Raw genomic sequence first — 19,998 nt, 5'->3', positions numbered from 1 at the left:
TTGAAGACGAGGTCCTTGTTCTTCAACCAAACAAGGGCTGCCCAGGCGAACGGCTGATCGCCTGCGCGTCTGGAGCGACGTCGCAGGCGGTACGCTTCCCAGTGGTAGTCCACGTCAGCGCGGGTGCCTTGTCGGCACCGCGCCTATCGCCAGTCGCGTACCCGGTCGAGTGTAGCGGATCGGACCGGCCCGGCGGCGGGCGAAAGGAGATTCAGGACACGGCCGACAGCAGCGCCACCTTGGGCGGCGTGGGGCCGTTGGCCGGCTCGGTCGCCTCGTCGGGCTTGGCCGGGGCCACCACCGGCAGGGGCAGCGGCTGCGGGCGCAGCACCGGCGGCGTCGGCGCGAACGGCGAGGGCGCGCGGCCGCTGGCCACCTGCAGCAGGCGCTCGCGCTCGGCCATCACCTTGCCGGCATAGCCGCCGTCGTCCTCGAGGTTGGCCGCGCCCACGTAGTAGCGCAGGCCGCCTTCGAGCGAACCGGCGCGGGCGATGCATTCCTGCAGCACCTTCACGCCGACCCGCATGTTGGTCACGGGGTCGAAGGCGGTCAGCGTGCCGCCGGCCGGCTCGTACTTGTCGCCGTGCACGCGGGTCATGACCTGCATCAGCCCCTGCGCGCCGACCTGGCTCTGCGCGAACGGGTTGAAGCTGGACTCGACCGCCATGATCGCGAGGATCAGCGTCGGATCGAGCTTGGTGTGCTTGCCGATGTTGTAGGCCTCGGCCACGAGCACGCTCAGCGGCTCGGCCGCGACGCGGTACTTCTTGCTGAGCCAGTAGGCCACGGCGGCCTGCTGCTTGGGCAGGTCGCCGGGGCTCGCGGCCGTCGTGCGCTCGATCGCGGTCGGCTCGAGGTCGGTGGCTTCGGGCGCGGGTTTGCGCGACTGCAGCCAGCCCATGAGCTGTTCCTCGCCTTGATGGCGCAAGTCGGGCCGCGCCACGAGGGCGAGGACCGCGAACACGATGGCCAGGCCCAGCAGGGCGAAACCGTTGTGCGTGATTTCAAAAAAGCCGTCTGCCACATCGGACACGAAGGTCCTCAGCCCGCGGGCCGTGGCATCAAACGCCTTGTTCATCGCTCTTCCTTTCTGTGCGGCACCTGTCGCAGCGCCGGGAAGGGCGATGGGATGGAGGCAGCGGCGCTTGGATTGGTACCAATCAGATTCCGCGCTCAGGGGGGATAAGGTGCGCGGCCGTCTGATCAAGCCGGGGGGAGTCGGCAGCGGATACAGGGTGGTTCCGTCGCGTCGGGCGATCGGAGCAGGCGGGATTCTATCGTTGCTAAATACCCGGTCAAGCATAAGAAATTCAGTCTTAATTCTTAAAAGTGTCGAACAAATGTTTCAAATCCGTGTCCGGGACCGCATCCTTCTTAAGGGAAATCCCTTGAAAAATCGGGTTTGAAAAGCCCGGAAGGGGCGCCTAAGCTGAACAGGCCTGAGGTTTTCAGGTGCTTTCCGAAGCCGGGCAGTCACGGTGCAAGCCGCGGGCTCGAACGGCGGAGGATCCACGGCGGCAATCTCTTGCTGCCAGCACGACAGGAACCATCGACTTCCGGTCGAGCGAAACGATGGCAATGGGTCTATGCCCGCCATCAAGCCCGGTGACATGACATTCGTCGCGTCGCCGGGCTTTCTTGTTTCTGGCTTGCCGCCTGTTTGGGGCACACTCGCGCGAATGAATGCTGCCGCCTCGATACAAAGCTTAAGAAAGAACAAATGGGTGCGACGCGGGATCGTTGCACTGCTCGTGCTTCTGGGCCTTTGGGTCCTGGCCTGGCTGGCGGTGCCGCCGATCGCCAAGAGCCAGCTGCAGAAGATCGCGAGCGAGAAGCTGGGCCGCCAGGTCACGGTGGAGCGCATCGGCTTCAAGCCCTGGACCCTCGAGCTCACGCTCAACAACCTGCGCATCGCCACCGCCGACGGCAAGAACACCCAGGTCGCCGTGCGGCGCATCTATGCCGATGCCGAGCTGCAGTCCTTGTTCCGGCTCGCGCCCGTGATCGATGCGGTGACGGTGGAAGCGCCGGCCATCCTGCTGACCCACCAGGCCGACGGCAAGTACGACATCGACGACATCCTGGCCAAGCTGGCCTCCGGCCCGCCGCCCGATCCCAAGGCCGAGCCCGCGCGCTTCGCCATCTACAACATCGCGATCACCGAGGGCGCGGTCGACTTCGACGACCAGACCGTCAAGCGCCGCCATGAGCTGCGCGACTTCGTGCTCAAGGTGCCGTTCCTCAGCAACCTGGCCTCGCAGCGCGAGGTCAACACCGAGCCCAAGCTGGCCTTCGCGCTCAACGGCAGCAAGTTCGACTCGGCCGCGCTGACCACGCCCTTCGCCGCCAGCCGCAAGACCGATGCCCACGTGCAGTTCAAGGGGCTCGACCTCGCGCCCTATCTGGGCTACATCCCGGGCGGCCTGCCGGTGCAGCTGCAGGCCGGCAGCCTCGACGCCGACCTGAAGATCGACTTCCAGCAGGCCACCACGGTCGGCCTCAAGGTCACCGGCACGGTCGAGGCGCACGGCGCCAAGCTGGCCGATGCGCGCGGGCGCGACCTGCTGGCCTTCGACTCGCTCAAGCTCGCGCTGGCCGACGTGCGGCCGCTCGAATCGGTGTTCCATCTCAGCGAGGTCGCGCTGGCGAGCCCGCAACTGGTGGTGGCGCGCGATGCCTCGGGCCAGCTCAACCTGATGGCGCGCGATCCGGCCACGGGCCAGACCGAGAAGGTGGTCGCGGCCAAGCCGCCGGCACCGCCCGCTTCATCTGCCAGTGCCGCCAGCGGCGCCGCGGGCGCGGCGGCACCCAAGCCCACGCTCAAGGTCCAGGTCGACAAGGTCGCCCTCAGCGGCGGGCGCATCGGCTGGCGCGACGAGACCGTGCAGCCCGGCGCGGCGATCGACGTCACCGAACTCGGCATCGACGTCACGGCCCTCACCTGGCCGATGGAGAAGCCGGCCCAGTTCAGCGGCAGCACCGCGGTCGGCGGCGCCACGCTCAAGTTCAAGGGCAGCGGCACCGACAAGGCGGCCGACGTGCAGACCGAGGTCGACGCGCTGCCGCTCTCGCTGGCCGCGCCCTACCTGGCCCACAGCCTGGAGCCCACGCTCGACGGCAAGCTCAGCGGCGAGATCGACGTCGCCTGGGCACCGCCCGACCTGCGCTTCAAGGCCAAACGGGTGGCGGCCGACAACCTGGCGCTGACCCAGGCCAAGACCGCGCTCGCGAGCGTCGGCCGCTTCGAGCTGCGCGATACCGAGGTCGACATGGCGAAGCACACGCTGGCCGTGGGCTCGTTCACCGCCACCAACCCCAAGGTCAGCATCGAGCGCGACAGCGAGAAACGCTGGATGTTCGAGCGCTGGCTCAAGACGCCGGCCGCCGCGGGCGGCAAGCCCGAAGCCGAAGCCAAGGTGGCCGCGCCCAAGCCGGCCGGCAGCGGCCCCGAATCGGCACCGCCGGGCGCCAACACCAAGCCCTGGGCGCTGACCGTCGGCACGTTCGCGGTCGACAACGGCAGCCTCTCGTATGCCGACAAGGCCAGCGCCACGCCGGTCGCGGTCGAGATCACGGCCTTCAAGCTCAATGCCGAGAAGCTCGCGCCCGAGACCGCCACCAAGTCGCCGCTGCAGGTGTCGGGCCGCATCGGCTCGGGCCGCCGCACCGACCCGGGCCGCTTCGACTACAAGGGCCACATCGTGCTCAAGCCGCTGGCCGCCGAGGGCCGGCTCGAGGTGGCCTCGTTCCCGGCCCATGCCTTCAAGGCCTACTACGCCGACGCGCTCAACGTCGACATCCGCCGGGCCTTCGTCAGCTACCGCGGCAGCGTGAACTACGCGACGGCTCCGGCGGGCATGACCGTCAAGCTGGCGGGCGACACCGCGCTCGACGACTTCCGCGCCAACAGCGTGTCGCTGACCCAGTCGCCGGGCTTCGACCGCAACAACAACCAGTTGCTGAGCTGGAAGACGCTGAGCCTGCGCGGCCTGCAGGTGGGCCTGGCGCCCAATGCGGCGCCCACCGTCGACGTGCGCGAGACCACGCTGACCGACTTCTTCGCCCGCGTGATCGTCGATCCGAACGGCCAGCTCAACCTGCTGAGCCTGACCAAGAAGGGCGAGGCCGAGGCCAACGCGGCCACGGCCGCGGCCGTCGAAACCCGTTCGCGCCGCAGCCTGGGCGGCACGACCACCACCACGCGCGGACCGGAGCGGCCCGCGGGCGGCGCGCCGGTGCCGGCCGAGCTGATGGTCGGTGGCGCCTCCGAACCGGCCAAGCCGGCCTCCGCGCCCGCCGCGGTGGCCCAGGCCGCGCCGGCCGCCGGCGGTCCGGCGCCGGTCATCAACTTCGGCCCGATGAGCCTGGTCAACGGCAAGATCGACTTCACCGACCTGTTCGTCAAGCCCAACTACTCGGCCGATCTCAGCGAGCTGACCGGCAAGCTCAGCTCCTTCTCGTCGAATCCGCCGAACGGGCAGGGCGGCCGGCCGGCGCTGGCCGAGCTCGAGCTGCGCGGCAAGGCCCAGCAGACCGCGGCGCTCGAGATCACCGGCAAGCTCAATCCGCTGGCCAAGCCGCTCGAGCTCGACATCACCGCGAAGATGCGCGACCTCGACCTCGCGCCGCTGTCGCCGTACTCGGTGCGCTACGCCGGCCACGGCATCGAGCGCGGCAAGATGAGCATGGACGTCAACTACAAGATCGCGCCCGACGGCCAGCTCACCGCCACCAACAAGCTGGTGCTCAACCAGCTGCAGTTCGGCGAGGAGGTCGCCGGCGCGCCCAACAGCCTGCCGGTCAAGCTCGCGGTGGCGCTGCTGGCCGACCGCAACGGCGTGATCGACGTCGACCTGCCGCTGCGCGGCTCGCTCAACGACCCGCAGTTCAGCATCGGGCCGCTGATCTTCAAGGCGGTGGTCAACCTGATCGTGAAGGCCGTGACCGCGCCGTTCAGCCTGCTGACCGGCGGCCTGGGCGGCGGCGGCAGCAGCGAGTCGAGCACCATCACCTTCGAGCCCGGCAGCTCGGAGCTGAGCGCTTCTTCCAAGGAAAGCCTCGACAAGGTCGTGAAGGCGCTGGCCGAGCGGCCGACGCTCGAGATGACCGTGATCGGCACCGCCAGCCTCGAGAAGGAGCGCGATGCCTACCAGCGCCAGCGCCTGCGCCAGATGACCCTGGCCGAGAAGCGCCGTGCCGTGGTGCGCGGCGGTCAGGCCGGCACCGACGTGCCGCCGGTCACCGACGCCGAGTACCCCGAGCTGCTGACCGCCGTCTACAAGCGCGCCGACATCACCAAGCCGCGCAACATGGTCGGCCTGGCCAAGGACCTGCCGCTCAAGGAGATGGAGAACCTGCTGCTCGCGAGCGTGCCGGTCGACGAGGAGTCGATGCGCCAGCTGGCGGTGGCGCGGGGCGCCGCCGTGCGCGACTACCTGCTGTCGCAGAAGCTCACCAGCGAGCGCCTGTTCCTCGGCGCGGTGCGCACCACGGCCAGCGGCGACGACTGGAAGCCGGGCGCCGAGCTCAAGCTCGCGATGCGCTGAGCACCGAAAGGGGCGCCGCGCGGCGCCCCTTGGTTTTTCACGGTGCACTGCTATATATGCAGGCACCGTTTCCCCCTGCGGCGCGACCGATCCAGGCGTCGTTTCGCCGCATCGCCGGGCCGCGCCGCAAGGTGGATTTCGACGGCGCGCGGCAAGTGGGTCAAAATGGCGGTCTGCGCCGGCCTCTGCCGGCGCCTTCGCTTTCTCTCTTCAGACAACGATCTCGCGCACGTGACCTCTAATTCTTCCAAGCCACACGACCTTCAGGCCCTCGATTCGCTGACCGGCGGCGCCTTCACCGCGCCGACCTCGGGCGAGCGTGCCTCGCGCATCCGCGACTGGCTCGCGAGCAACCCGGCACCCGAGCAGATGCAGGAAGTCTTCAAGGAATTGAGCGGCCGCGACAAGGGTGCCGCCCGCCTGCTGCGCGAGAAACTCGACGAGCTCAAGCGCGCCAAGGGCCAGGAGGCCATCGCCGCCGAATGGGCCCAGAAGGCCGAGGGGCTGCTGGGCCAGTCCAAGCTCAACATCGCCGATGCGCTCGCCTGGCAGCGCGATGCCGCCAAGGCCGGCGCGCCGCTGTCGCGCGAGCCGCTGGCCGGCTTCAAGGTGCGGCTGGCCGAGCGCATCAAGGGCATCGAGGACCTGCAGCACCGCGCCCAGGTCCACCGCGAGGCCGCCGTGCTGCTGGCGCAGCGCTTCGAGGTGCTGTCCACCAAGGGCTGGCAGGACGCCCAGGTCGCCGAGGAATCGCTGCGCACCGACGTCACCCACTGGCAACAACAGGCCGCCGACATCGTCGCCGACGCCAACTGGACCAGCCTCGACGCCAAGTTCGCGCCGCAGCTCGAATCGTCGAAGGCGCAGCTGCTCGTCGTGTCCGACGCCTTCCACAGCGCGCTGGCACAGGCCATTGCCGCCGCGGCCGATGCTGCCGCGCCGCTGCCGCCCGTCCCGGTCTGGGCCGACGAACTGCGTGCCGCGCGCGGCGAGGCCGTCGCGCCCAAGGCCGCGGCACCCGCGCGTCCGCCGGCACCCAAGGTCGATCCCGCGGTGCGCGCCGCCGCGCAGGACGCCGTGCAGGCCGCGCTGGCCAAGCTCGAACAGGAAACCGCCGAAGGCCATGGCAAGGCCAGCGCCGGCGCCGCCGCCGCGCTGCGCGCGGTGCTGAAGGAACACGGCAAGCTGGTCGAGGCCCCGCTCGAGGCGCGCGTGCATGCCGCGCTGGTCGCGGCCGGCGAACTCGAAGGCTGGCAGCGCTGGAGCGCCGACAAGGTCCGTGAAGACCTCGTGGCCAAGGCCGAGGGCCTGCTCAAGCGCCCCGAAGGCCAGGCGCTGGGCGGCCGCAAGATGCAGGAAACCCTGCGCGCGCTGCGCGACCAGTGGAAGCAGGCCGACCAGGGCGGCGTGCCGAACCACGCGCTGTGGAAGCGTTTCGACGAGGCCTGCAACGAGGCCCACAAGGTGGTCGAGGCCTGGCTCGAGAAGGTGCGTGCCGACGCGGCCGAACACCGCGCGCTGCGCGTGGCCCTGATCGAGGAGGTCAAGGCCTGGGCCGCCGAGCATGCGGGCGCCACCGACCTGAAGGCGCACAACCGCGCGCTGCACCAGTTCGCCGACCGCTGGCGCGATGCCGGCCACGTGGGCGAGAAGGTGTTCGCCGAGCTGCAGCCCCAGTGGAACGAAGCCTTCGGTGCCGCCCGCGCGCCGTTCGAGACCGCGCAGAAGGCCAGCATCGAACGCCGCCAGGCCATGATCGCCGAGGCCACCGAGCTGGGCGCCCAGCCCGTGCTGCGCATCGATGCCGTCAAGGCGCTGCAGCAGCGCTGGCAGGCCGAGGCGCAGGGCGTGCCGCTCGACCGCCGTCAGGAACAGAAGCTCTGGGACGCGTTCCGCGCGCCCATCGACGAAGCCTTCAACCGCAAGTCGGCCGAACGCGAGAAGGCCTCGGCCGCGATGAGCGACCGCGACCGCCACGTGCTCAACGCCTCGAAGGCGCTGGACGCGGCCAATGCCAGCGGCGACGCGCAGAAGATCCGCAGCGCCATCGCCCAGCTCGAAGGCGCGCTGCGCGGCGAGGTGCCGCCCCCGGCACCGGCGCCGCAGCGCGCCGCATCGGGCGACGGCCCCTCGGTCGGTGCGACCGAGGTGTCGGGACCGGACCAGGCCGCCGCCGAGTTCGGCGAGAGCGCCGAGCAGGCGCCGTCGCCCAGCGATGCCGAGGCTTCGCCCGCGGCCGTGCCGGCCCATGAATCCGCCGCAGCACCCGATCTCGTGGCACCGGCCGACGGTGCCGACGCCTCGGCGCGCGCCGACAGCGCGGCGCACGATGCCGGCGAAGCCGCCGCTGCCGAACCCCCGGCACCGGCCGCGCCGCCGAAGCCCGCGCCCCGCCCCGTGGTGGCCGTGCGCGGCGACGACCGTCCGGGCAACCGCAAGTCCGAACCCGCGGCACCCGCGACCCGCGGCGGCGGCCGCTTCGGCGACCGGCGCGGACCCGGCGGTCCTGGCGGCCCTGGCCGTCCGGGCGGCGACCGCAGTGGTCCGCGTCCCGATGGCCGCGGCGATCGCGGTGGCGACCGTGGCGCACCGGGCGGCCGCTTCGGCGACTACCCGCCGCGCGAGGACCGCGGTCCTCGCCTGGGCGACACCGCCTTCCGCGCCCAGCGCGAGGCGCTCGAGCGTGCCGACATGGCGCTGCGCAAGCTGGCGGCCCAGGCCCATGGCGAAGCCCTGACCCAGGTGCTCGGCGCCTGGGAGCAGCGCGATGCCGCGCGCCTGCCGAGCGTGCAGGAGCTCGGCCGCGCGGTCACGCCGGCCGTGCGCAGCAGCTGGTCGCAGGCGATCGGTGCTTCGCCGGCCGCGCGTGCCGACGAGGCCGCCGAAGCGCTGCTGCGCCTCGAAATGGCCGCCGAGGTGCCCACGCCCGCCGAGCAGCTCGAGGCGCGCCGCGCGTTGCAGCTCAAGCTGCTGACCAAGCGTGGCGATCCGGCCCCGGCCCAGACCTGGGGCCAGGACGCGGGCAAGGTGCTGGCGGCGGCGCACGACGCGACCAGCGCGCGGCGCCTGCAGAACGCGCTGAAGGCGCTGCTGCGCAAGTAAGAGACCGGCGCGCCGCCGCGGGCCTTGGGGCCCGTGGCGAGCCCGGCATTCCTCGGGCCGCCTCGTGCGGCCCCTCCTTTTTCCGACTTCCGACGATCGCCGCATGGCCTCCACACCCGACGTTTCCCCCGTACTGATCGCCGGCGGCGGCATCGGCGGCCTTTCGCTCGCGCTGACCCTGCACCAGATCGGCGTGCCCTGCCGTGTGTTCGAGGCGGTGCCGGCGCTGCAACCGCTGGGCGTGGGCATCAACCTGCAGCCCAACGCAGTGCGCGAGCTGCACGAGCTCGGCATCGGCAACGACGTGCTCGACCGCATCGGCATCCAGGCGCGCGAGTGGGCGCTGGTCGGGCGCAACGGCAACGAGGTCTATGCCGAGCCGCGCGGCCTGCGCGCGGGCTACCGCTGGCCGCAGTACTCGGTGCATCGCGGCGAGCTGCAGATGCTGCTGTACCGCACGGTGCTCGAGCGGCTCGGGCCCGATGCCATCCAGCTCGGCCTGCGGGTCGCGGGCTATCGCAACGGCGAGCATGGCGTCACCGCGCTGGTCGAGTCGCGCGACGGCCAGCGCAGCGAGGTCGAGGGCCGCCTGCTGATCGCGGCCGACGGCCTGCATTCGGCCGTGCGCGCGCAGATGCATCCGCAGCAGCCGCCGATCCAGTGGGGCGGCGCCATCATGTGGCGCGGCACCACGCCGGGCGTGCCGGTGCGCAGCGGCGCGTCCTTCGTCGGCGTCGGCTCGCTGCGGCACCGTGTGGTGCTTTATCCGATCTCGCCGCCCGATCCCGCCACGGGCCTGGCCACCATCAACTGGATCGCCGAGATCACGGTCGACAACGCCGAGGGCTGGACGCAGGGCGACTGGAACCGGCGCGTCGAACTGAGCGACTTCGCCCATCACTTCGAGGGCTGGGACTTCGGCTGGCTCGACGTGCCCTCGATGCTGCGCGGCGCGAAGGAGGTCTTCGAATACCCGATGATCGACCGCGACCCGGTGCCGACCTGGGTCGACGGCCATGTCGCGCTGCTCGGCGACGCCGCGCACGTGATGTACCCGGTGGGTTCGAACGGCGCGAGCCAGGCCATCGTCGATGCGCGCGTGCTCGGCGCTTCCATGCTCTCGCACGGCGTGACGCCGGCAGCGCTGCGCGCCTACGACGAGCGCCTGTGCGCCGACATCTCGGCGCTGGTGCTGCGCAACCGCGGTGCCGGCCCGTTCGGCCTGCTGGGCCTGGTCGACGAGCGCTGCGGCGGCGTGTTCGACGACATCGAGCAGATCATTCCGGCGGCGGAGCGCGAGGCCTACATGGCGCGCTACAAGGCCGCGGCCGGCTTCGCGATCGAGACCCTCAACGCGGCGCCGTCGACGATCGCGCCGGGCGCGCGGGTCGCCGTCTAGCTTCTGCTCGGCGACGGGCCGAAGAAGCGGTCGAACAGTTCGAGCACGCCCGGAAAATCGCGCCCGAAGTTCGCGCGGTTCACGAAGTAGGCCTCGCAGGCCACCGCGAAGAATTCGCCGATCGAGGTCGCGCCATAGTCGTCGAGCCAGGGCGGCTCGGCGCCGAAGCGCTCGGCCATGATGGTCTGCTCGCGGAAGGCCTCGTAGGCGGGCTGCAGCACGCCGAGCCAGGCCGCGCGGGCCTCGCGCGCATTGCGGTTGCCCGCGAAGCCCGGCGGCAGCGGCGGGCAGCCATCGGCATCGCCGCCGCGCATGTCGATCTTGTGGGCGAACTCGTGGATCACCACGTTGTAGCCGCCCTCGCTGGTGACGCCGCTGGCCAGCACGTCCTGCCAGCTGAGCATCACCGGGCCGTGGTCCATGGCTTCGCCGGCCACGACTTCCTCGTACTCGTGGACCACCGAGGCCTCGTCGACCACCTTGCGCTGGGCGACCACCTCGGAGGGATGCACCACGATGCCGACGAAATCGTCGTACCAGACCAGGCCGCCGCGCAGGTGCAGCACGGGCAGCACGGCCTGCGCCGCGATCGCGAGCGCGACCTCGTCGGTGATGACGAAGCCCTGGGCGCCATGGAACTGCTTGTCGCGCAGGAACTGCGCCGTGAGCGCGCGCAGCCGCTCGACGTCGGCGGCCGGGCGCTCGGCCAGGAAGGCATAGCGCGCGAGCGTGGCCTGCCAGGCGGCTTCGGGAATCGGGGGCAGGGCGCGCGGATGGCGCAGGCGGCGCAGCCAGTCGAGCATTGCGTCGGCAACCCCTAGCGCAGATCGACGCGCTGGGCGCCCGCGGGAGACAGGCACAGCAGCTGCGCGCGCGGCGGATGCGCGGCGGCATCCCAGTCGCTGAGCACGAGGCGGCGCAGGCCGCCGCCGAGGTCGTGGTCGGCGGGACGGTGCGTGTGGCCGTGGATCAGCGTGCGTGCATCGGCGCGCGCGAGCCAGTCGCGCGCGGCATCGGCATCGACATCGGCCCAGACCACCGAGGGATCGCGCTTGCGGTCCTCGCTCTGCACGCGCATCGCACGTGCCAGGGCGCGGCGCTCGGCGAGCGGACGCGCGAGAAAGGCCGACTGCCATTCGGGCGTGCGCACCTGGGCGCGAAAGCGCAGGTAGTCGGTGTCGTCCAGGCACAGCGCGTCGCCATGGCTCAGCAGCCAGCGTTCGCCGTGCAGCACCAGCACCGTGGGATCGTCGAGCAGCGTGAGGCCACTTTGGGCGGCGAGCGCGGCGCCGACGAGGAAGTCGCGGTTGCCGTGCATGAAGAACACCGGCAGCCGCGCGGCCGTGCGGCGCAGCAGCTCGGCGCACTGGGCCTCGAAGCCCGGCTCGGCGGCCGCGTCGTCGCCGACCCAGACCTCGAACAGGTCGCCGAGGACCACCAGCGCGTCGGCCGGCGTGGTCTCGAGATAGCCGCGCCAGGCCTCGAAGGTGGCGGGCTCGCCGGCCTGCAGGTGCAGGTCGGAGATCAGGTCGACGGTGCGCCATGCGGCAGGCGCCACCAGTTCCGCGAAGGCCGCGGGAGGCGTGGCTGCCGTGTTCATGCCGCCGTCGGCCGTGCCGTCATTCGCCGACGACGACGGCCTTCTCGATCACGACGTCCTCGAGCGGCACGTCGTCATGGAAGCCCTTGCGGCCGGTTTTCACGGCCTTGATCTTGTCGACCACCTCGGTGCCCTTGACCACCTTGCCGAACACGGCGTAGCCCCAGCCCTGGGCCGAGGGCGCGGTGTGGTTGAGGAAGCCGTTGTCGGCCACGTTGATGAAGAACTGCGCGGTGGCCGAGTGCGGCGCGCTGGTGCGGGCCATGGCGACGGTGTAGACATCGTTCTTGAGGCCGTTGTTGGCTTCGTTCTCGATCTCGGCGCCGGTGGGCTTCTGCTTCATGCCGGGCTCGAAACCGCCGCCTTGCACCATGAAGCCGGGGATCACGCGGTGGAACACCGTGTTGTCGTAGTGGCCCTTCTTCACGTACTCGATGAAGTTGGCAGCCGACTTCGGCGCCTTCGCGGCGTCGAGTTCGAGCGTGATGACGCCGAGGTTCTGGATATGCAGGTCGACTTGGGGATTGCTCATGCTGATGCTCCTTGAAAGGGGGTGGATGCCTGGCGGGGCCGGCTTACTTCGCCAGGGTGGCGGACTGGATCACGACGGGCGTGACCGGCACGTTCTGCATGCCGTTCTTGTTGCCGGTGGCGACGCCGCGGATCTTGTCGACCACGTCGGTGCCCGCCACCACCTTGCCGAACACCGTGTAGCCGTAGCCGTCGGGGTTGGGGGCGTTGAGCGAGTCGTTGTTCTTCACGTTGATGAAGAACTGCGAGGTGGCCGAGTTCGGGTTGCCGGTGCGCGCCATGGCGATCGTGTACTTGTCGTTCTTCAGGCCGTTGCTCGCCTCGAGCGGGATCGGCGCGCGCGTGGGCTTCTGCTGCAGGTCGGCCGTGAAGCCGCCGCCCTGGATCATGAAGCCGTCGATCACGCGGTGGAAGACGGTGCCGTCGTAGTGCTTGTCCTTGACGTACTGCAGGAAGTTCTCGACCGTCTTCGGCGCCTTGGCCGCATCGAGCTCGACCACGATGTCGCCGGCCGAGGTCGCGAGCTTCACGCGCTGCTGCGCCTGGGCATGGGCCGTGGCGGCGATGGCGAGGGTGGCCGCGAGCACGAGGGCGCCGCGGCGGCTGAAACGGGAGAGGGCTTGGATCGTCAAGGAAGAGCTCCGTGTCCGAGGGATGAAAAGGATGAAGGCTGGCCGTGAGAGCGCGAGCCTGCGGCAAACGTTCCGGCGTGCGGCTGCGCGGGTGCGTGCGAGCGGCTGGCTTTCGCCGCCTACTTGCTGGTGCGACCCACCGGCTTGCGCACCACGGGCGCGGCGCCGGGCAGTGCGGCCGCGTCGGCCTCGGTCTTCGGCGTGAAGATCTGGCGGATCAGTTCCAGCTTCGGCGCGACGCTGGTGTTGGTGGTCGCGAAGCGCTGCGCCTTGGTGTAGGACTGAGCAGCCAGGCGCGCATACACGTCGCCGAGGTTTTCCTCGGCCGTGGCGTAGTTGGGGTTGAGCTTGAGCGCGGTCTCGAGCGCATCGCGCGCCTTGTCGAACTGGCTCTGCGAGGCATAGAGCGCCGCGAGGTTGTTGTAGGGCTCCGGCAGCTCGGGGAAGTCCTGCGTGAGCTGGGTGAAGGTCTTGACGGCCTCGTCCTTCTTGCCCTGCTCGGTGAGGATCACGCCGCGCAGGAAGCGCATCTGCGGATCGCGCGGCTTGCCGGCGATGTAGGTGTCGGCCTTGGCCAGCGCCTCGTTCGATTTGCCCTGGCGCAGCAGCAGGTTGACGTCGTCGTAGTCGTTGGCCTGGGCCGCGGAGGCCCACAGGCCGAACAGCAGGGCGATGGCGATCGAAAGTCTGGGAAACACGGCGTTCTTCATGAAGCCTCTGCAAAAGTGCGGCACGAATGCTGCGGAATTGGGGGCGGGGTGGAGCCGGGTCGGGAGCAAGCCTTGCGCTGCGCAAGGGCTCGAAAACACCCGGAAGAAGACTCGGCGGCAGCCGTTTATACTGCCCGGCATTGTAGCCGAGGGGCCCTCTCCAGCCGCCTCGTCGCCACAGCCCCCAACACCCCTGAAAACACCGTCGTTCGCCCGCATCGCACGAGCGCGACACGACGCTTTCCGAATCTCATGAGTCTGCGCATCTACAACACGCTTTCGCGTGAACTGGAGGAGTTCTCCCCTTTGCGGCCCGGTCAGGTGCGCATGTACGTCTGCGGCATGACGGTCTACGACTTCTGCCACCTGGGCCATGCGCGCTCGATGATCGCCTTCGACGTGGTCCAGCGCTGGCTCAAGACCAGCGGCTTTGCCGTGACCTACGTGCGCAACATCACCGACATCGACGACAAGATCATCCGCCGCGCGGTCGAGAACGGCGAGAGCATCCGCGCGCTGACCGACCGCATGATCGATGCGCTGCACGAGGACGCCGATGCGCTTGGCATCGAGCGCCCCACGCACGAGCCGCGCGCCACCGAGTTCATTCCGCAGATGCTGTCGATGATCGGCACGCTCGAGCAGAAGGGTCTGGCCTATCGCGCGCCCAACGGCGACGTGAACTACGCGGTGCGCAAGTTCCCCGGCTACGGCAAGCTCAGCGGCAAGTCGCTCGACGAGCTGCATGCGGGCGAGCGCGTGGCCGTGCTCGACGGCAAGGACGATCCGCTCGACCCGGTGCTCTGGAAGAGCGCCAAGCCCAGCGAGCCCGACGAGGTGAAGTGGGCGAGCGAGTTCGGACCCGGCAGGCCGGGCTGGCACATCGAATGCTCGGCCATGGCCTGCGACCTGCTGGGCGAACGATTCGACATCCACGGCGGCGGCGCCGACCTGCAGTTCCCGCACCACGAGAACGAGATCGCGCAATCCGAAGGCGCGACCGGCCAGGCGCCGTTCGCGCGCACCTGGATGCACAACGGCTTCATCAACGTCGACGACGAGAAGATGTCCAAGAGCCTGGGCAACTTCTTCCTGATCCGCGACGTGCTCAAGAAGTACGACGCCGAGACCATCCGCTTCTTCGTCGCGCGCACGCACTACCGCAGCCCGTTGAACTACAGCAACGTGCATCTCGACGATGCGCGCAACTCGCTCAAGCGCCTCTACACCGCGCTCGACCTGGTGGCGCCCGCCGAGGTCGTGCTCGACTGGACGCAGCCGCACGCGGCCCGCCTCAAGGCCGCAATGGACGAGGACTTCGGCACGCCCGAGGCGATCGCCGTGCTGTTCGAGCTCGCGGGCGAAGTCAACCGCACACGCTCGGCCGAGAGCGCGGGCCTGCTCAAGGCGCTGGGCGGCGTGCTCGGCCTGCTGCAGGACAGTCCCCAGGCCTTCCTGCAGGCGGGCAGCGCGCTCGACGACGCGGCCATCCAGGTGCTGATCGCACAGCGTGCCGATGCCAAGGCCGCGAAGAACTTCGCCGAGGCCGACCGCATCCGTAAGGAGTTGCTCGACCAGGGCATCGTGCTCAAGGACTCGCCCACCGGCACCACCTGGGCCGTTGCCCAGTGAACGGAACGACCAATCCCATGCCCACCCTGCCCAAGACGAGCGTCGAGATCATCACGCCGGACTATTGGGAGGAGGCCTGCAGGCACCTGTCCAAGAAGGACCGCGTGATGAAGCGGTTGATTCCGCAGTTCGGCGACGCCTGCCTCGAATCGCATGGCGATGCCTTCGTCACGCTGGCGCGCAGCATCGTCGGGCAGCAGATCTCGGTGAAGGCCGCGCAATCGGTCTGGGACCGCTTCGCCGCGCTGCCGCGCAAGCTCACGCCGCGCAACGTGCTCAAGCTCAAGGTCGACGACATGCGCGCGGCCGGCCTGTCGGTGCGCAAGATCGACTACCTGGTCGACCTGGCGCTGCACTTCGACTCGGGCAAGGTGCACGTCGACGCCTGGAACGACATGGCCGACGAGCTCATCATCGACGAGCTCGTCGCCATCCGCGGCATCGGCCGCTGGACCGCCGAGATGTTCCTGATCTTCCACCTGATGCGGCCCAACGTGCTGCCCGTGGACGACCTGGGGCTGCTCAACGGCATCAGCGTCAACTATTTTTCGGGTGATCCGGTCAGCCGCAGCGATGCCCGCGACGTGGCCGTGGCCTGGGCCCCGTATTGCAGCGTGGCGACTTGGTATATTTGGCGCTCTCTCGACCCGGCGCCGGTCGTCGCATACTGAAAAACAGGAGAAGACGTTGGCGAAACGAACCTTCCTAGACTTCGAGCAACCCATCGCGGAACTCGAAACCAAGATCGAAGAATTGCGCTATGTGCAGACCGAATCCGCGGTCGACATCTCGGAAGAAATCGATCAGCTCGGCAAAAAGAGCCAGCAGCTCACCAAGGACATCTACAGCGACCTGACGCCCTGGCAGATCACCAAGATCGCACGGCATCCGGAACGCCCCTACACGCTCGACTACGTCCACGAGATCTTCACCGACTTCGTCGAACTGCATGGCGACCGCCACTTCTCGGACGACCTCTCGATCGTCGGTGGCCTCGCGCGCTTCAACGGCACGCCCTGCATGGTGCTCGGCCACCAGAAGGGCCGCGACACCAAGGAGCGCACCGCGCGCAACTTCGGCATGAGCAAGCCCGAGGGCTACCGCAAGGCGTTGCGCCTCATGAAGACGGCCGAGAAGTTCAAGCTACCGGTCTTCACCTTCGTCGACACGCCCGGTGCCTATCCTGGCATCGACGCCGAGGAGCGCGGCCAGTCCGAGGCCATCGGCCGCAACATCTTCGAGATGGCGCAGCTCGAGGTGCCGATCATCGTGACCATCATCGGCGAGGGCGGCTCCGGCGGCGCGCTGGCGATCTCGGTCGGCGACCAGGTGCTGATGCTGCAGTACTCCGTGTATTCGGTGATCAGCCCCGAAGGCTGCGCGTCGATCCTCTGGAAGACCAGCGAGAAGGCGCAGGAAGCTGCCGACGCGCTTGGCATCACCGCGCACCGTCTCAAGGCCCTGGGCCTGGTCGACAAGATCGTGAGCGAGCCGGTGGGTGGCGCGCACCGCGACCATCGCCAGATGGCCGCCTTCCTCAAGCGCGCGCTCAACGATGCGTTCCGCCAGGTCAGCGACCTGAAGCCGCGCGAACTGCTCGACCGCCGCTACGAGCGCCTGCAAAGCTACGGCCGCTTTACCGACACCAAGGCCGACGCCGGCCGCTGAGCCGGCCGCGGCACCGCCATGACCGCCGCCTTCGAACGGGCCATGGCCGCGTTCGAGCCGGCGTATCTGCCGCTGGCCGTGGGCTTCAGCGGCGGCGCCGATTCCACCGCACTGCTGGCGGCCTGCGCCGCGCGCTGGCCGGGTCAGGTGCGTGCCTTGCACGTGCATCACGGCCTGCAGTCGGCGGCCGACGATTTCGAGCGCCATTGCCGCGCGGTCGGCGAGCGGCTCGGCGTTCCCGTGAGCGTGCGGCGCGTCGATGCGCGCCATACGGCCGGCGACAGCCCCGAGGATGCGGCGCGGCGCGCGCGCTACGAAGCGCTGGCAGCAATGGCGCGCGAGGAGGGCGTGCGCGCCATCGCGCTGGGCCATCACGCCGACGACCAGATCGAGACCCTGCTGCTGGCCCTGTCGCGCGGCGCGGGGCTGCCGGGTCTTTCGGCCATGCCCGCGCATGCGTTGCGCGGCGGCATCGACTTCCACCGGCCGCTGCTCGCGGTGCCGGGCAGCGAGATCCGCGCATGGCTCGCGGCCGCCGGGCTGCCCTGGATCGAGGACCCGACCAACACCGACGCGCGCTTCACGCGCAACCGCATCCGCGCCGTGCTGCTGCCCGCGCTGGCCGAGGCCTTCCCGCAATTCCGCGGCACCTTCGCGCGCAGTGCCGGCCATGCGGCGCAGGCGCAGCAACTGCTCGACGAGGTCGCTGCGCAGGACCTCGAGGCCGCCGGCGAGCCGCCGCGGATCGCCGCGCTGCAGGCGCTGTCGCGCGCACGCCAGGCCAATCTGCTGCGCCACTGGCTCGTGCGCACGCATGGCCGCGCACCGAGCGCGGCGCAGCTCGACCAGCTGCTCGACCAGGTCCGCGCCTGCACCACGCGCGGCCACCGGATCCACCTCAAGGTGGCCGACGGTTTCGCCGAACGCAGGGGGGATCGGCTGCATTGGTACAATGCCCCGCCCTCGCCACCAGCCTCGCGCTGACAGCCTGCGGGGCGCCGCCTTCGCCGCATGCGCCGCATATGGTTGAAGCGCGGGATTTTTCTTCTCTCAGAATTCACCCATGGCATTGATCGTTCACAAATACGGCGGCACGTCGATGGGCTCGACCGAGCGCATCCGCAATGTCGCCAAGCGCGTCGCCAAGTGGGCGCGCGCCGGCCACCAGATGATCGTGGTCCCGAGTGCCATGAGCGGCGAAACCAATCGCCTGCTCGGCCTGGCGAAAGAGCTCGCACCCAGCAAACCGGCCGAGGCGCACAACCGCGAACTCGACATGCTCGCCTCCACCGGCGAGCAGGCCTCGTCGGCGCTGCTGGCGATCGCGCTGCAGGCCGAGGGCGTGGAGGCCGTGAGCTACGCAGGCTGGCAGGTGTCGGTGCGCACCGACAGCTCCTACACCAAGGCCCGCATCGAGAGCATCGACGACGCCCGCGTGCGCGCCGACCTCGCGGTCGGCCGCGTGGTCGTCATCACCGGCTTCCAGGGCGTGGACGATGCCGGCAACATCACGACGCTGGGCCGCGGCGGCAGCGACACCTCGGCGGTGGCGATCGCGGCCGCGATGAAGGCCAACGAGTGCCTGATCTACACCGACGTCGACGGCGTCTACACCACCGACCCGCGCGTCGAGCCCGATGCGCGCCGCCTCTCGACCGTGAGCTTCGAGGAGATGCTCGAGATGGCGAGCCTGGGCTCCAAGGTGCTGCAGATCCGCTCGGTGGAATTCGCCGGCAAGTACAAGGTGCCGCTGCGCGTGCTGTCCAGCTTCACGCCCTGGGACATCGACATCAATGAAGAGGCCAAGTCCGGCACGCTGATCACTTTCGAGGAAGACGAAAACATGGAACAAGCCGTCGTATCCGGCATCGCTTTCAACCGCGACGAAGCCAAGATCTCGGTGCTCGGCGTGCCCGACAAGCCGGGCATCGCGTATCACATCCTCGGTGCGGTGGCCGACGCCAACATCGAAGTCGACGTGATCATCCAGAACCTCAGCAAGGACGGCAAGACCGACTTCAGCTTCACGGTGCATCGCAACGAGTACGCGCGCACCGTCGACCTGCTGCAGGCCAAGGTCATGCCTTCGCTGGGCGCGACCGAAATCGTCGGCGACACCAAGATCTGCAAGGTCAGCATCGTGGGCATCGGCATGCGCAGCCACGTGGGCGTGGCGAGCAAGATGTTCCGCGTGCTGAGCGAAGAGGGCATCAACATCCAGATGATTTCGACCAGCGAGATCAAGACCTCGGTCGTGATCGACGAAAAATATATGGAGTTGGCGGTGCGCGCGTTGCACAAAGCCTTCGATCTGGACCAACCAGCCGCCTGAGTGATGGCATAATCTCGGCTTCTTTCAGGAACTGTGACCGAGTGGCCGAAGGTGCTCCCCTGCTAAGGGAGTATGGGGTGTAGAGCCTCATCGAGGGTTCGAATCCCTCCGGTTCCGCCAAGACCCGTGCCGAGGACGAAAGTCCAAGGACGGAAAAGCCCAGAAGCATCGCTGCTTCTGGGCTTTTTTCTTGGCCGCTCGGAATGCGCTCTGGGTGGCGCTTCCTTCTTTTCGTTCCTTCGCGGCCTGACAGCACGGCAGCGGTATCGCACCGCCGCCCGATCGCTTCGCCTACTGCCCGAGCGCCGACAGCGGTGCAGCGGGCATGGCGGGCAGCACCGCCGGCATGCTGTCCACCAGTCGCACTTCCAGCGGATCGCAGGGCGCGCCGTTCTGGCGGCCGTCGAAGCGCACGCGGATGTGCGAATGGGTCGCGCCGGTGATGGTGCCCAGGCGTCCGTCGCAGAACACGCGGCTGCCGCGTTGGAACTGCAGGCCGAAACGATCGTTGATCTCCTTGAAGCTCATCAGTACCTCCTGTTGTCGATGGGCTGGAGCGATGGTCGGGCCGTTTAACAAACGTTGCCGTCAGTTACCTGATGTCTTCGGCTGTAGGCCGAATCGCGCACGTGACGAAGGTCAAAACCTTAGCGCCGGACTGCCAAGCCTTGTGAATCGAGCCGCTCCAGGGCGTGGAGTGGGCGCGATGTGGCTGTGAAAACGTGAACTGTGAATCCCCAAGCGTGTGTTATTCACAAACAGCCAGTGCAAAACGTAACCTGATTCTTCTCTGGCATGCGGGGAGGAATTAACTTACGTAACTCGTCACATAAAAAAGGTACAGGG

15 protein-coding genes, 1 tRNA gene and 1 riboswitch are annotated in these 19,998 nt (G+C 69.1%); of the genes, 9 read left to right on the top strand and 7 right to left on the bottom strand.

Going from position 1 to position 19,998, the window contains the following annotated elements:
• Positions 1–32: 32 nt before the first annotated feature.
• A riboswitch (ZMP/ZTP riboswitch) is annotated at positions 33–167 on the bottom strand.
• A gap of 44 nt (positions 168–211) precedes the next feature.
• Positions 212–1,078, bottom strand: coding sequence for a lytic transglycosylase domain-containing protein (locus tag BM109_RS16260; RefSeq protein WP_093344313.1), 867 nt, complete (start codon positions 1,076–1,078; stop codon positions 212–214).
• Positions 1,079–1,679: 601 nt separating this feature from the next.
• Here BM109_RS16260 and BM109_RS16255 point away from each other — a divergent pair.
• The 3 genes from BM109_RS16255 to BM109_RS16245 all read left to right on the top strand — a co-directional run bounded on the left by BM109_RS16255 (position 1,680) and on the right by BM109_RS16245 (position 10,047).
• Positions 1,680–5,546: a DUF748 domain-containing protein gene (locus BM109_RS16255; RefSeq protein ID WP_093344311.1), complete on the top strand. Its 3,867-nt coding sequence runs from the start codon at positions 1,680–1,682 to the stop codon at positions 5,544–5,546.
• 231 nt (positions 5,547–5,777) lie between these two features.
• Positions 5,778–8,648 (top strand): DUF349 domain-containing protein, encoded by a 2,871-nt coding sequence (locus BM109_RS16250; protein WP_093344310.1) that lies wholly within the window; start codon positions 5,778–5,780, stop codon positions 8,646–8,648.
• Positions 8,649–8,751: 103 nt separating this feature from the next.
• Positions 8,752–10,047, top strand: a complete 1,296-nt coding sequence (locus BM109_RS16245) for a flavin-dependent oxidoreductase (RefSeq protein ID WP_093344308.1) — start codon at positions 8,752–8,754, stop codon at positions 10,045–10,047.
• On the opposite strand, the gene BM109_RS16240 is transcribed toward BM109_RS16245, so the two are convergent.
• The 5 genes from BM109_RS16240 to BM109_RS16220 all read right to left on the bottom strand — a co-directional run bounded on the left by BM109_RS16240 (position 10,044) and on the right by BM109_RS16220 (position 13,520).
• Positions 10,044–10,850, bottom strand: coding sequence for a M90 family metallopeptidase (locus BM109_RS16240; protein WP_093344307.1), 807 nt, complete (start codon positions 10,848–10,850; stop codon positions 10,044–10,046). The genes BM109_RS16245 and BM109_RS16240 overlap by 4 nt on opposite strands.
• Before the next feature lie 14 nt (positions 10,851–10,864).
• Entirely contained in the window at positions 10,865–11,647 is a 783-nt protein-coding gene (locus BM109_RS16235) for a UDP-2,3-diacylglucosamine diphosphatase (protein ID WP_093344305.1), read from the bottom strand.
• Positions 11,648–11,666: 19 nt separating this feature from the next.
• On the bottom strand, positions 11,667–12,179 hold the full coding sequence (locus tag BM109_RS16230) for a peptidylprolyl isomerase (RefSeq protein WP_093344304.1): 513 nt from the start codon (positions 12,177–12,179) through the stop codon (positions 11,667–11,669).
• A 43-nt stretch (positions 12,180–12,222) separates the two neighbouring features.
• A complete protein-coding gene (locus BM109_RS16225) occupies positions 12,223–12,810 on the bottom strand; it encodes a peptidylprolyl isomerase (RefSeq protein WP_093344303.1) in 588 nt (195 codons plus the stop codon).
• 119 nt (positions 12,811–12,929) lie between these two features.
• Entirely contained in the window at positions 12,930–13,520 is a 591-nt protein-coding gene (locus tag BM109_RS16220; RefSeq protein ID WP_093344301.1) for a tetratricopeptide repeat protein, read from the bottom strand.
• Between the two features lie 252 nt (positions 13,521–13,772).
• Between BM109_RS16220 and cysS the strand changes: the two genes are divergently transcribed.
• From cysS to BM109_RS16190, 6 genes are all read left to right on the top strand, one after another.
• Positions 13,773–15,152 (top strand): cysteine--tRNA ligase, encoded by a 1,380-nt coding sequence (gene cysS / locus BM109_RS16215; RefSeq protein WP_093344299.1) that lies wholly within the window; start codon positions 13,773–13,775, stop codon positions 15,150–15,152.
• 17 nt (positions 15,153–15,169) lie between these two features.
• Positions 15,170–15,823 carry a DNA-3-methyladenine glycosylase family protein gene (locus BM109_RS16210; RefSeq protein ID WP_093344298.1) on the top strand — a complete coding sequence of 218 codons (654 nt, stop codon included), beginning with the start codon at positions 15,170–15,172 and terminating at the stop codon, positions 15,821–15,823.
• A gap of 16 nt (positions 15,824–15,839) precedes the next feature.
• The gene (locus BM109_RS16205; RefSeq protein WP_093344296.1) at positions 15,840–16,820 is read left to right on the top strand and encodes an acetyl-CoA carboxylase carboxyltransferase subunit alpha; all 981 of its coding nucleotides are present in this window, start codon (positions 15,840–15,842) and stop codon (positions 16,818–16,820) included.
• A gap of 18 nt (positions 16,821–16,838) precedes the next feature.
• The gene (gene tilS / locus BM109_RS16200; RefSeq protein WP_093344295.1) at positions 16,839–17,804 is read left to right on the top strand and encodes a tRNA lysidine(34) synthetase TilS; all 966 of its coding nucleotides are present in this window, start codon (positions 16,839–16,841) and stop codon (positions 17,802–17,804) included.
• Positions 17,805–17,883: 79 nt separating this feature from the next.
• The gene (locus tag BM109_RS16195) at positions 17,884–19,152 is read left to right on the top strand and encodes an aspartate kinase (protein WP_057594462.1); all 1,269 of its coding nucleotides are present in this window, start codon (positions 17,884–17,886) and stop codon (positions 19,150–19,152) included.
• 27 nt (positions 19,153–19,179) lie between these two features.
• Positions 19,180–19,272: transfer RNA gene (locus BM109_RS16190), tRNA-Ser, on the top strand.
• A gap of 171 nt (positions 19,273–19,443) precedes the next feature.
• Here the strand turns inward: BM109_RS16190 and BM109_RS16185 are convergent.
• Positions 19,444–19,680 carry a hypothetical protein gene (locus BM109_RS16185; protein WP_093344293.1) on the bottom strand — a complete coding sequence of 79 codons (237 nt, stop codon included), beginning with the start codon at positions 19,678–19,680 and terminating at the stop codon, positions 19,444–19,446.
• Positions 19,681–19,998 lie beyond the last annotated feature (318 nt).

The organism is Variovorax sp. PDC80, from assembly GCF_900115375.1.
Classification (GTDB): domain Bacteria; phylum Pseudomonadota; class Gammaproteobacteria; order Burkholderiales; family Burkholderiaceae_C; genus Variovorax.
The sequence above is the reverse complement of the archived record's forward strand: the minus strand, read 5'-3'. Positions and strand labels throughout refer to the sequence as shown.